11 protein-coding genes are annotated in these 12269 nt (G+C 64.9%); 2 read left to right on the plus strand and 9 right to left on the minus strand.

Annotated elements, in window-relative coordinates:
- The first annotated feature begins 311 nt into the window (after positions 1–311).
- Entirely contained in the window at positions 312–1064 is a 753-nt protein-coding gene (locus tag DC363_RS12865) for an SDR family NAD(P)-dependent oxidoreductase (protein WP_158270877.1), read from the plus strand.
- A gap of 402 nt (positions 1065–1466) precedes the next feature.
- Here the strand turns inward: DC363_RS12865 and DC363_RS12870 are convergent, their stop codons facing one another.
- Positions 1467–3008, minus strand: a complete 1542-nt coding sequence (locus tag DC363_RS12870) for an AMP-binding protein (RefSeq protein ID WP_108641745.1) — start codon at positions 3006–3008, stop codon at positions 1467–1469.
- A gap of 174 nt (positions 3009–3182) precedes the next feature.
- On the opposite strand from DC363_RS12870, the gene DC363_RS12875 reads away from it, so the two are divergent.
- The gene (locus DC363_RS12875) at positions 3183–3980 is read left to right on the plus strand and encodes an SDR family oxidoreductase (protein WP_108641569.1); all 798 of its coding nucleotides are present in this window, start codon (positions 3183–3185) and stop codon (positions 3978–3980) included.
- Between the two features lie 17 nt (positions 3981–3997).
- Here DC363_RS12875 and DC363_RS12880 read toward each other — a convergent pair whose 3' ends face one another.
- From DC363_RS12880 to DC363_RS12915, 8 genes are all read right to left on the minus strand, one after another.
- Positions 3998–4903 (minus strand): SDR family oxidoreductase, encoded by a 906-nt coding sequence (locus DC363_RS12880; protein WP_108641570.1) that lies wholly within the window; start codon positions 4901–4903, stop codon positions 3998–4000.
- A 37-nt stretch (positions 4904–4940) separates the two neighbouring features.
- Positions 4941–6092: an acetyl-CoA C-acetyltransferase gene (locus DC363_RS12885; protein WP_108641571.1), complete on the minus strand. Its 1152-nt coding sequence runs from the start codon at positions 6090–6092 to the stop codon at positions 4941–4943.
- Position 6093: 1 nt separating this feature from the next.
- On the minus strand, positions 6094–7116 hold the full coding sequence (locus DC363_RS12890; protein WP_108641572.1) for an acyl-CoA dehydrogenase family protein: 1023 nt from the start codon (positions 7114–7116) through the stop codon (positions 6094–6096).
- A gap of 4 nt (positions 7117–7120) precedes the next feature.
- Entirely contained in the window at positions 7121–8284 is a 1164-nt protein-coding gene (locus DC363_RS12895; RefSeq protein WP_108641573.1) for an acyl-CoA dehydrogenase, read from the minus strand.
- Positions 8285–8286: 2 nt separating this feature from the next.
- Positions 8287–9171, minus strand: a complete 885-nt coding sequence (locus DC363_RS12900) for an enoyl-CoA hydratase (protein ID WP_108641574.1) — start codon at positions 9169–9171, stop codon at positions 8287–8289.
- A gap of 80 nt (positions 9172–9251) precedes the next feature.
- Positions 9252–9761, minus strand: coding sequence for an acyl-CoA thioesterase (locus DC363_RS12905; protein ID WP_108641575.1), 510 nt, complete (start codon positions 9759–9761; stop codon positions 9252–9254).
- Positions 9754–10482, minus strand: coding sequence for an ABC transporter ATP-binding protein (locus DC363_RS12910; protein ID WP_108641576.1), 729 nt, complete (start codon positions 10480–10482; stop codon positions 9754–9756). The genes DC363_RS12905 and DC363_RS12910 overlap by 8 nt, the downstream gene beginning before the upstream one ends.
- Positions 10469–12268 (minus strand): branched-chain amino acid ABC transporter ATP-binding protein/permease, encoded by a 1800-nt coding sequence (locus DC363_RS12915; RefSeq protein WP_108641577.1) that lies wholly within the window; start codon positions 12266–12268, stop codon positions 10469–10471. The genes DC363_RS12910 and DC363_RS12915 overlap by 14 nt, the downstream gene beginning before the upstream one ends.
- Position 12269 lies beyond the last annotated feature (1 nt).

Consider the following 12269-nt stretch of genomic DNA (forward strand, 5'->3'; position numbering starts at 1 on the left):
TTGGGATTTCTCTCGCTTCGAGCGGATATTTTCAATGTATCCCTGCCAGCGCCGCGACCGAAACCGGTGGTCGGAAAGTGAGACCTTGCAGCGAGTGAAATTTTCACTGAAGGCGGCATAGTCTTGACTCAAAAAATCTCGAATCGTCCTCTTAATGGCGGCCTCTCCAAGCTCGCTATGGCACGGACTCCACCGTCTAGCGGCGGGACAAGCACAAGGCGCTCCGTGCGTCTTGACATTGGCCACACCGAATTTGACGGTTCCCGGACGATCGGGTCCGTGTCCGGACTTGCCAGATGGAAGGGGGGGCCATGCAGCGCTTCGAAGGCAAAGTTGTCCTGATTACGGGGGCGGCGTCGGGGATCGGGCGGGCTGTCGTGCGACGCATTGCGCGCGAGGGCGCCGCGCTCGTGCTGGCCGACCGCGACCGGGAGGGACTGTCACAGACCGCAGGATCAAGCGGGTCGAAGACGGTTCCGCTCCTTTATGACGCAGCCCAGCCGGGTGCCTCGGCGGACATGGCCGAACGGGCGGCCGAGGCGTTCGGCGGTTTGGATGCGGTCATCAACATCGCGGGCATTTACCGCCGCCAGCACGCAGACCGCATCACGGCGCAGCACTGGGCGCAGATGATCCAGATCGACCTGACCAGCGTCTTCGAAATCTGTCAGGCGGCCCTGCCCGCGCTCGAGAGCCGAGGCGGCTCCATCATCAATACGTCCTCGACCGCGGGCCTGCGGGGGATTGCCTATGCGGCCCATTATGCGGCGGCCAAGGCAGGGATCCTCGGTCTGACGCAGGCGCTGGCCGCGGAATGGGCGCCGCGCGGGATTCGCGCCAACGTGGTCGTGCCCGGCCGCGTGCAGACTTCCATCGCCAGCGCGCTGCCGCCGCTCAAGGATGCGCCCTCGATGTCCAGGGCCCACGACCCGATCCTGCCCGACCTGACCGAGGGTGTCGCGCCCGAGGGGATCGCCGGCCTCTATGCCTATCTCGCGTCCGAGGATGCGCGGTTCGTGACCGGCGCGATCCACGTCGCCGATGGCGGCGCCGGCCTGGGCTAGGCGCTGTCGGGGACAACGCCGGCTCTCAGTCGCGCGGGCAAGGCTCTGCGCGCCGCCGGTGCCCATGATCGCGCGCCCAAAGCGACCCTGTCCGCGCTCGCCATGGTTATGCTTGATCGGAAAGAGGGCGCCCGTGGCCCACTGCCCCGATGAGAGGGTCGAGGGAAGCGCCGCCATTGGGGTTCATCTCTGCGAAAGAGCGTCGCCGATTCCCCGTCACCCCGCAGGTTCCTGCGGTGAAGGTCGCGCTTAGGCGCCCGTTGCACCGGGTCAGGGTCATGTCGGTCCGGCGTAGCCGTCCGGTCACAATCAGGGGGACACTGGGCCAAGCCCCGCCACCCGCACGGCTGCGCGATCGTCCAGCCCCGGGGCTCCCCCGCCGAGCGCGGTGTCGGGCTCCTGCTACGCGAGTTCGCGCTTGAGCACCTTGCCTTGTGGACTGACCGGAAGGGTGGCGCGGATCTCGACCACGCGCGGCACCTTGTAGTTCGCCATGTTCTCGCGGGACCATGCAATCAGCTCGTCCGGGGTCGCGCGCGTGCCCGGACGCAGGACGACGAAGGCCTTGCCCACCTCGCCCAGCCGCGCGTCGGGGATGCCGATGACCGCTGCCTGCCCCACCGCAGGATGGCTGGACAGAATGCGTTCGATCTCGGCCGGGTAGCAGTTGAAACCGCCGGCGATGAACATGTCCTTCAGCCGATCCTCAACCACCAGATTGCCCGCCGCGTCGAGCCGGCCGACGTCGCCCGTATGCAGCCAGCCTTCGGCGTCAATGGTGGCGGCCGTGGCCTCGGGGTCGTCAAAATAGCCCTGCATGACGATATATCCGCGCACGACAATCTCACCGGTTTCGCCCCGCGGCAGGATGCGTCCGGCCTCATCCATCATCTCGATCTCGACGCTGGGCATGGGCGGGCCCGCGGTCTTGGCGACAACGTCGATCGGGTCGGTGGTGTTGCACATGGTGCCATAACCGCCGCATTCGGTCAGCCCGTATCCGTTGCACACGCCTTCACAGCCCAGTTCGTTGCGCATGCGCTCGACCAGAACCGACGGGATAACGGCCCCCCCGGTGATGCCGAGCCGCAGGGAAGAGCGATCGATCTGGTCAAAGCCCGGATGGTTCAACATGCCCTGGAAAATGGCCGGGGGGCCGGGGATCACGGTGACGCGGTCGCGGGCCACACGTTCCAGAACCTCGCCCGCATCAAACGCCTGATGCGGCAGGACCGTGGCGCCGACGATCAACGACCCGATGGCGCCACCGCGGTAGCCGAAAGCGTGAAAGAAGGGCGGAATGACCAGCGTGCGGTCGCCCTTGCGCAGGCCTACGCGGGCGGTCCAGGCGGTGACAACGTCGATAAACTGTTTATGGGCATACATCACCCCTTTCGAGCGTCCGGTAGTGCCGGAGGTGAAAAGGATATCGCTGACGGTATCCCCGGTGACCGCATCTTCATGGGTAGCCAGGGTTTCGTCCGGGACGCCCCCCGCCCGCGCCATGAAGTCATCCCACGCTGTGTCGTGCCCTGCGCGGCCGATCACGACAACTTCGTTGACCTGGTCGCGGGTCGCCGGCGTCAGAAGGTCTGGATAATAGGATTTCAAGAAGTCGCCCACGCTGACGATCATCCGGGCGCCGCCGCGCAGGGCCAGATCCTCGATTTCGCGGCCGGTGAAGCGGGTCGAGACGGGAATCATGATCGCGCCGATGCTGGCGATGCCCATGGCCGCGATGAGCCAGTGCGCACAATTGGGTGCAAGGATCATCACACGGTCGCCCGGCTCGACGCCCGATGCAAGCAATGCCGCGGCGAAGCGCCTGCGTTCGGCGTTGAACTGCCGGAAGCTCAGCTTAGTGTCACCATCTTCGATGTAGGGCGCATCGCCATAGGTCCGTGCCGCCCAGGCGCAGCAGGCCGGCAAAGTCGATACCGTCATGTCGTTCGTTCCATCTGTATCCATCCGTTGCCCCGCCATGATCCTTTTCAACCGGTCTGTCGGGATCAGGATTGCCCCGAACCGGCCGAAAATGGCATCGTCCGATAAGACGACGCCTGCCGCACCTCGGACGCTAAATCTGTGGCACACCACTTCGTCACGGGAAAGATTGCAATGACAGCACCGGTTTCACAATTCGCATCACAGCTGACCGGCAAGGTCGCCATCGTCACCGGCGGCAGTCGCGGGATCGGCGCGGGCATTGCCGCGATGTTGCTGGACGCAGGCGCCGATGTCGCCATCTGTGGACGCACAGCGCCCGAGACCCTGCCTGAGGGGGGCGGCAAGCAGGCGCGGTTCTGGCCCTGCGACGTGCGCGACCCCGAGGCCGCAGCCGCGTTCGTGCAGCAGGTGGCCGAGACCTTCGGGCGGCTCGACATTCTGATCAACAACGCAGGCGGCGCACCGGCGGCGGATGCGGCCACGGTCTCGCCCCGGTTTCACGAAAAGATTGTCGCCTTGAACCTGATGGCCCCGATCCACATGTCGCAAGCCGCCCACCGCTGGCTGGTCCGCAACGAAGGCGGCGGCAGCATTGTCAACATCGCCTCGGTCTCGGGCACCCGGCCCTCTCCGGGGACCTCGGTCTATGGCGCTGCCAAGGCCGGTCTGCTGGGGCTGACCCGCAGCCTCGCGGCTGAATGGGGGCCCGACGTGCGGGTCAATGCCATTGTTGTGGGGCTGGTGGACAGTGGCGGCGATGCCCTGCCCTATGGCGGGGTCGCGGCACGCGACGCGATTGCCGCGTCCCTGCCGCTCAAGCGGCTTGGCGTCCCGCAGGACGTGGCCGCGGCGACGGTCTTTCTGTCCAGCCCGATGGCCGCCTATGTCTCGGGCGCGGTGCTCGAGGTTCACGGTGGCGGCGAACGCCCCCTGTTTCTTGACCTTGTCGAGCGTCACGCGGGGGGATAAGCCCCCGCGCCGCAAACTCAGGACGTGCCCCAGACCGGCTTGGCTGCAGGACGCTCTGCCAACAAACGGTCAACAGCACTGCCGATTTCGTCGGCCTGCCACGCGCGACCGGCGTCCTCTTGCGGGCCATCGGACCAGCCCAGACACAGACGCAGGTTGCCGCCGATCAGTTCGAACACCTGCCCGCTGACCTTGGCCGAAGCGTCGGAGCACAGCCAGGCGATCAGGGGGGCCGTGTTTTCGGGGGCGAAGATATCGAAGTCGCCGTCTTTCTGGCTCATCGCCTCACCGAAGGCCCCTTCCGTCATCCGGGTCCGGGCGTTGGGGGCCAGCGCGTTGGCGGTGATGCCGTATCGGCCCAGCTCGGCGGCCTGCACCAGGGTCATCGTCGCGATGCCGCCCTTGGCTGTGGAATAGGCCGTCTGCCCGATCGAGCCGTGCAGGCCCGCGCCCGAGGTCGTGTTGACGATACGCGCGTCCACGGACTTGCCCTCTTTCGCCAGCCCGCGCCAATAGTCCGCGGCGTGGCGGGCGGTGCAGAAATGGCCGCGCAGATGCACATGCATGATCGCGTCCCATTCGTCCGGTGTGGCCGAGACAAACATCCGGTCGCGTACGAAGCCGGCATTGTTGACCACCGCGTGAAGGCCGCCGAACGTGTCGATCGCCTCATCGACCATGGCGCGCGTGGCGTCCCAGTCGGCAACGTCGCAATGATTGGCGATGGCCTTGCCGCCGGCTGCGGTGATCTCGGAGACCACCGCGTCTGCAGGGCTCTCGCCCATATCCTCACCGTGGTTGCTCACCCCAAGGTCGTTCACCACGACCGACGCGCCCTGCCGCGCCAGTTCCAGCGCATAGGCCCGGCCAAGCCCGCGGCCTGCGCCCGTCACGATGACAACACGTCCCTCACAAATTCCCATGTCTCTTATTCCCTTTTTTGTTATACTGCCCGCGCGGTCACAGCCGTTCGATGATCGTGACGTTGGCCTGACCACCGCCTTCACACATGGTCTGCAGACCGTAGCGGCCGCCGCGTCGCTCAAGCTCGTATAGCATCGTCGTCATCATCCGCGCCCCGGTCGCGCCCAGCGGATGTCCCAGCGCGATGGCACCGCCGTTCACGTTGACCTTCTCGTGCGGGACGCCGAGCTCTTTCATCCAAGCCATGGGGATCGACGCGAAAGCCTCGTTGCATTCGAACAGGTCGATATCGTCCACGGTCAGTCCGACCTTGTCCAGCGCGTGGCGGGTGGCCGGGATCGGCGCGGTGAGCATCCAGACCGGATCGTCCGCCCGCACCGAGAGGTGGTGAATACGCGCGCGCGGCGTCAATCCGTGATCGTCCACGCCACGCTGCGATGCGATCAGAAGCGCCGCCGAGGCATCGGCGTTCTGGCTGGAAATGCCGGCGTGGATCGTCCCGCCTTCCCGCAGCGGATTGAGGCTTGCCATCCGCTCGAGCGAGGTGTCGCGCCGGGGCGTTTCATCATAGTCCAGACCGTTGAGCGGCGCGATCTCCTGTTGCAGGCGTCCGTCGTCGGTCGCGGCCAGCGCGCGGGTGTGGCTGTCCAGCGCGAAAGCCTCCATCGCATCGCGCGAAAGATCCCACTTCTCGGCGATCATCTGCGCCGATCGGAACTGGTTCACTTCGTCCGTGCCATAACGCGCCCGCCACCCCGGCGAGGTCGAGAAGGGGTCGGGGAAGCCGTATGTTTGCCCTGCCAGCATCGCGCCGGAAATCGGGATTGCGTTGAGGTTCTGCACACCGCCTGCGACCACTAGATCCTGCGTCCCGCTCATGACGCCTTGCGCCGCGAAGTGGATCGCCTGTTGCGACGATCCGCACTGGCGGTCAACGGTGACGCCGGGCACGTGCTGGGGCAGACCAGCCACCAGCCAAGCGGTGCGGGCCACGTCGCCTGCCTGTGGACCAAGAGTATCGACGCAGCCAAAGACCACATCATCCACCGCCGCCGGATCGACGCCGGTGCGCTCCATCAGGGCTTTGATCGAATGGGCCCCCAGATCGGCGGAATGCACATCGGCAAGCGTGCCCTTTTTGCGGCCCACGGGGCTGCGAATGGCATCAACAATATAGGCTTCGGGCATATTATGCCTCCTTTGCGAAAAGTGTGTCCGGCCCGAAGGCTGAGGTTTCGAGCCGCGCGGCATAGCGGTTGCGGTGGTCGGTTTCACTGCCCCAGATGCGGCGCAGGGCCAGCGCCCGCTTGAGGTAAAGATGCACGTCGGTTTCCTGCGTATAGCCCATGCCGCCATGGACCTGCACCGCGCTGCGCGTGGCCAGATCTGCGGCACGGCCGCAGGCGATCTTGGCATGGGCGATCCGCGCCGCTGTCGCCGCAGGCGCGGCAGCTGCATGTAGCACAGGGCGGGCGAATTCCACGGCCACCTGCGCGCTGGCCAGATGATGCTTGATCGCCTGATAGCTGCCGATGGGTTTGCCGAACTGCTGACGCTCACAGGCGAAAGCGACCGAGATATCGATGGCTTTCTGCGCAATGCCAAGCAGTTGCGCCGCCGCGAACAGCGCACCGGCCGCGCCGCTGCGGGCCACCTGCGCGAAGGCCTCGGCATCTTGGGCGATAATCGCGCCGCCGTCCATCGAAACCGAGGACAACGCCCGGGCAGGGTCGATCGATGGCTGCGCGGTCAACGTGACCTCCTCTGCGCCGGCCAACGTCACCGCCTCGGGGGTCATAACCAGAATATGCGTCCCGCGGGGGGCATCCTGCACCAGTTGGGCATCCGGATGGACCAGCGCCACATGGGCTGCGCCCTTCAGAACATCCGCCACCAGCGCATCCTGCCCCAAATCGTTCAACGCGGGCAGCACGACCCCCATCACATCGACCAAAGGTTCGGGCAGCAGGGCTGCTCCGCAGGCCGTGGCGATCTGGATGACGTCGGCACGTCCCAGCCCGAGGCCCCCGGCGCTTTCGGGCACCAGCGCGCCGAGCAGACCCAAATCGACGAGCCCCGCCCAGCGATCTGCATCGAACGTATCGCCACTGTCGGTCAACTTGCGCAGGTCCGCCGTGGTGCAGCGATCCGCAAGGAAGCCCTGCGCCATCTCGGCCATCATCTGCTGTTCTTCGGTGAATACGAACTCCATGCGCTCAGCCCCTTGGCAGGCCGAGCATCCGCTCGGCGATGATGTTGCGCTGGATCTCGTTGGTTCCGGCGTAGATCGGCCCCGCCAGCGCGAAAAGGTATCCGTCCAGCCAGGTGCCCGCATCCTGCGCCCCTGGCGCATCAGGCAACAGCTCGGCACGGTCGCCGAGGATGTCCAGCGCGGTCTCGTGCAGGGCGATGTCCATTTCGGACCAGAAAATCTTGTTGGTGCTAGCCTCAGCGCCGATCTTGCCGCCCGCCTCGAGCCGCGAGGCTGTGGCATAGATGGAGAGGGCATAGGCTTCGGCGTTCATCGCGGCGTCGGCGACCCGCGCGCGCAGGACCGGATCAAGCGCATCGCCGCGACTGTGTGCCAGTCGCGCGAGCGCCCCCGCCGCCACCTGATACCGCGCGGGCGAGCGCAGCATCAATCCGCGCTCGAATCCGGCAGTGGCCATGCAGATTTTCCACCCCTGCCCTTCCGCGCCGACGATGTTTTCCGCCGGCACGCGCACATCCTCCAGGATGAGTTCCGCGAACCCGTGTTCACCATTGATCTGATGAATCGGCTGCCGGACCACGCCGGGGGAATTGAGGTCGAACAGGATCAGGCTGAGACCGCGGTGCCGCTCGCTTTCGGGGTCCGTGCGGAACAGTCCGAAGGCCCAGTCGGCATAGACCGCCCGCGAGGACCAGATCTTGTGGCCCGACAAGACGTAATCGTCCCCGTCGCGAACCGCTTTGGCGCGGACGGCGGCGAGATCGGACCCGGCCTGCGGCTCGGACCAGGCCTGCGCCCAGATCTCTTCTCCGGTGGCCATCTTCGGCAAGAATCGGGCCTTTTGCGCTTCGGTCCCGAACTCCATGAGCGTCGGTCCCAGAAGAAAAATCCCGTTCTGGTTCACCCGCAATGGTGCCCGCGCGGCATAGTATTCCTCTTCGAAGATCAGCCAGCGGATCAGGTCCAGCCCGCGGCCGCCGAATTCTTCTGGCCAGGTGACCATGCCCCAGCGCCCTTCGTTGAGGACCGCTTCCCACGCCCGATGCGCGTCGAACCCTTCACGTGAGGCGTCGAAACTCGGCAGGGGTTCTTCTGGCACATGCTCTGCCATCCAGGCGCGCACCTCGGCCCGGAATGCGATTTCCTGTTCGGAATAAGTCAGATCCATCCTCAGCCGTCCTTTTGCGCCGCGTCTTTATTCGCCCGGGCCATGCCGCCGGCGTCCAGCCCTGACAACCGGTCCCCGGAGACGAGCTCATTCTGGGCATGGGCGAAATGGTGCATGTGGAATACCGCATCCATGCCGGTCCGCTTGCCGCGCAGATCCTCGACGTGGTTCACCGCCTGTTTGGTCAGCCACATACCAAGCGATGGCATCCCGGCCAGCTTCTCGGCCCATTGGGCGGTCGCAGCGAGCAGTTCGTCGCGCGGGACGATCCGGTTGACCATGCCGAACTGCTCGGCGCGCGCGACCGGCATCCGGTCCCCGAGCAGCAGGAATTCCTTGGCGACGCGCGGCGGAAGCTCAAAGGCATGGGCGAAATATTCAACACCCGGAATGCCCATGCGAATGACGGGATCCTGAAAGAATGCGTCGTCGGAGGCGATGATCAGATCGCAGACCCAGGCGAGCATCAGCCCCCCGGCCACGCACGCCCCCTGCACCATCGCGATGGTCGGCTTCGGGCAATCGCGCCAGCGGCGGCACATTCCAAGGTATTGCTCCTGCTCGCGCACATAAAGGAACTCCGCCCCCTCTTTGCGGGTGTGATCCTCCCACAAGAGCCGCCGCTCGAACGGCTGATTCGTATCGCGGCCCGGCGTGCCGATATCGTGCCCGGCCGAGAAATGCTTCCCCTCACCGCCCAGGACGATCACCTTCACCGCATCGTCATCGACTGCACGCCGAAAGGCATCATCCAGCGCATAAGTCATCTGGCTGTTTTGGGCGTTGTTGTATTTGGGCCGGTTCATCATGATCCAGGCGACGCCGCCCCGGGCCTCGTACCGCACCGGCGTGTCGGTCTCATACTGCGGAGATTGTTCGCTGCTCATGACGCTGGCATTCCCTGTTCTGTTCCCTGACAGATCTAGGCGGGCGGCACCCGGAGCTCATCGTCTGTTGGGACTAAAACCTAATCCTGTTTGTGGAACGAGACCTTGCGGCCGATGCCCTGCGGAACTGGCACGCCGTCCTGCAGGTCTTGCAGCGCCGTCCAGTTCTGCGCCATCGGCCCTTGTGGCATCGCTGCGGGTCTGCGACTGGTCAGGTCCATGTGTAGCAACAGTGTTTCCATCGTTGCCGCACGGGCCCGGGTCTGTGCGTGCCACAGCTGGAAAAACAACTGGAAGCGTTTAAGGTCGGTGGCGATCAGCCACGCGGTGGCCACAAGCGGCGCGTCCAGAAGCAACTCCGATTGATACCGCACATGCTTTTCGACGCGAAAGAAGCCCTTGCGCTCGACCTGCGGATACTCCGGCGTCCACCCCATGGTGTAGAAAAAGGCCATGTCGGCCTCTTCCAGAACACGATCATAGGACCGCACGTTCATGTGGCCGTTCTCGTCGATGTCGCCGGGACCGACCTGCCCTGTCCAGCACACAAGTCCCGCACTGTCGGGCAGGCCGTAGTCGGTCTCAACCATGGCTTGCGCTGGCCATCCGCGTGGCGTTGTAATCGGCCAGTCTGGCGTCAAGCTCCTGCGAGGGGCATTCCAGCGCCACCTCACCCCGGCTGATGATGATCGCACGGTCCGTATAGGGCTGCGTGATCTTGAGGTGCTGCTCAACGATCACCACCGCCGTGCCGGATTCGGCCCATTTGCGCAGGAAAGACAGGATCGGCGGCAAGAGCATCTGCGCCACCCCCATCGACGGCTCGTCGCACAGCAGGACCTTCGGTTGCGCCACAAACGCCTGCCCCAGGGCAAGGATCTGCTGCTGCCCGCCCGAAAGATCGCGGGCGTATTGCTTTTCCTTTTCCTTCAGGATCGGAAACACGTCGTGAATCTGCTCAAGCGACTTCGCAAAGCTGTCCGGATCGCGGCGCCCCGCTGCCTGTCCTAGCCTCAGGTTGTCGTGCACCGACAGTTCGGGAAACACGCGGTGATTGTCCAGCACCAGCCGCAGCCCCTGTTTTGCGGTCTGCTCGGGCGGCTGGCCGGTCACATCGACGCCGTCGAGCATGACGGTGCCCGAGGCCGGCGTATTAAAACCGCTGATGGCCCGCAGGAGGGTGGATTTCCCGGCTCCGTTCTCGCCTCCGATCAACAGGATTTCGCCCGGCTCCACCGCAAGCGAGATTTGTCGGACCACCGGAATGTCGCCATATCCGGCGGTCAGGTCTTTAACGTCAAGCATCGACATGGGCGCCCCCTACAAACAGATGTTGAACCGCAGGATCGCGGACCAGATCGGCCGGCCGCCCCGAAGCGATCACCGAACCGGTTTCCAAAACGGTGATCCGATCGGCGATGGACCACACCAGCTCAAGATCGTGTTCGACCAGAACCACCGCCGTGCCCAGTTTCCGGCTCAGCAGTTTGACCAGCTTCGAGAACTCTTCACGCTCTTCCCCCGACAAGCCGGCCGCCGGCTCGTCGAACAGCACCACGGGGCTGTCTTTCAGGACCACACGCACCACTTCAAGGATGCGGCGTTGGCCATGCGATAGAAGCGTCGGCATGCCATCGGCGTGCTCCGCTTCCATCTCGCGCAGGATCTGCTCAAGCCCCGCTGGCATCTCTGTCTCGCGCGCGTCGAGCCCCACGCGAACGTTGTTCCAGACCGAGAAGGACGGAAACACGCGCGGCGTCTGGAACGTCCGGCCAAGCCCGCGTTCGGCAATCGCCGGCGCGGTGGCTTTCGAGACATCCCGTCCCGCGAAGTGGTAGCTGCCCTCATTCATGCGGCTGAACCCGTTGAGGATGTTGAGCAAAGAGGTCTTCCCGGACCCGTTGGCCCCGATCAACCCGTGTACTTCGCCCGGACGCAGATCGAAATCCACGCGATCGACTGCAACCACCGAGCCAAAGCGTTTCGTCGCGCCGCGTACGGTCAGGATCGGCTCATCCTCGGCGGCTGCCTTGTGATCGGGCAGCGCGGACAGCCAGTCGGTCAGCGCGGTCAGGTGAAAGGCGCGTTCACCGCCCCCGGCCTTGCGCTTTTTCTGGCGAAATTCCTCGATCGTGCCGACGATGCCGTCAGGGAACAGGATCACCACGAAGAGGGTGATGAAACCGTAGACCAGCGGTTTGTAGTGTGCCAGATCGACCAGCAGGATGTTGGGGATCGTGAACACGGCCCAGATTCCGACGACCGGCCCCAGAAGCTGGCCGCGTCCACCCACGACCACCGCGAAAAAGAAGATGAACGACACATCCATCAGGAAGCTTTGCGGCGTTACGAAGCTCACCGCGGGGACGAACAGCAGACCGCAGATGCCGGTTCCGACCGATGCGATCAGGAACGCAAGCGAGCTCATGACGCCTGGGCGGATCCCCAGCGAGCGCGCGGCCTCGGGGCTCTCGGCGGCGGTGCGCATCCGGCGGCCCAGCCGGGACCGGCGCATTTTGTAGTGGAACAGAAGCGCAATGATCGGTGCAGCCGTACACAGAAGGGACAGGGTGCTCACCCCCAGTAGCAGGGGCTCAGACAGGCCGCGCATCGGCATCGAGATCCCGTTCAGCCCCTGCGTCAGATCATCCATTTGTAACAAGAGCTGCGGAAAGACGACCGCCGCCGAAAGGGTCACGAAGCCCAGATGGAAGCCCTGCACGCGCAGCGCAGGCAAAGCGAACAGAAGCCCCCCGGCGGCCGAGGCGACGATGCCCCAGAACAGTCCGACCGCGATCGGCTGATCGAAAACGCCGCTGGCGACGGCCAGCCCGTAGGCGCCAAGCCCGAGCAACACGCCCTGACCGAAGGACTTCTGCCCCGCATCGACGAAAAGCCAGTTCTGCAGCACCGTCACGGCAATGTAGATGTTCATAAGCTGGAACGAATGTTCCCAATAGGCATTGCCGAACAGCGCCGGCACGATACCGGTGATCAGCAACAGCCCCGAGGCCAACCAGAGCTGCTGGGTGTCACTGTCGAAACTCGATGTTTCGGGGCGGGGTTGCGCAGATGAGGTTATGGTTTGCGTGTTCATC

The organism is Thalassorhabdomicrobium marinisediminis (assembly GCF_003072065.1).
Lineage (GTDB): Bacteria > Pseudomonadota > Alphaproteobacteria > Rhodobacterales > Rhodobacteraceae > Octadecabacter > Octadecabacter marinisediminis.

Coding starts and splice junctions, on each gene's coding strand:
- DC363_RS12880 (WP_108641570.1), bottom strand. CDS start 4,903: ATGGGAATTTGTGAGGGACGTGTTGTCATCGTGACGGGCGCAGGCCGC.
- DC363_RS12885 (WP_108641571.1), bottom strand. CDS start 6,092: ATGCCCGAAGCCTATATTGTTGATGCCATTCGCAGCCCCGTGGGCCGC.
- DC363_RS12875 (WP_108641569.1), top strand. CDS start 3,183: ATGACAGCACCGGTTTCACAATTCGCATCACAGCTGACCGGCAAGGTC.
- DC363_RS12910 (WP_108641576.1), bottom strand. CDS start 10,482: ATGTCGATGCTTGACGTTAAAGACCTGACCGCCGGATATGGCGACATT.
- DC363_RS12900 (WP_108641574.1), bottom strand. CDS start 9,171: ATGAGCAGCGAACAATCTCCGCAGTATGAGACCGACACGCCGGTGCGG.
- DC363_RS12895 (WP_108641573.1), bottom strand. CDS start 8,284: ATGGATCTGACTTATTCCGAACAGGAAATCGCATTCCGGGCCGAGGTG.
- DC363_RS12905 (WP_108641575.1), bottom strand. CDS start 9,761: ATGGTTGAGACCGACTACGGCCTGCCCGACAGTGCGGGACTTGTGTGC.
- DC363_RS12890 (WP_108641572.1), bottom strand. CDS start 7,116: ATGGAGTTCGTATTCACCGAAGAACAGCAGATGATGGCCGAGATGGCG.
- DC363_RS12865 (WP_158270877.1), top strand. CDS start 312: ATGCAGCGCTTCGAAGGCAAAGTTGTCCTGATTACGGGGGCGGCGTCG.
- DC363_RS12915 (WP_108641577.1), bottom strand. CDS start 12,268: ATGAACACGCAAACCATAACCTCATCTGCGCAACCCCGCCCCGAAACA.
- DC363_RS12870 (WP_108641745.1), bottom strand. CDS start 3,008: ATGACGGTATCGACTTTGCCGGCCTGCTGCGCCTGGGCGGCACGGACC.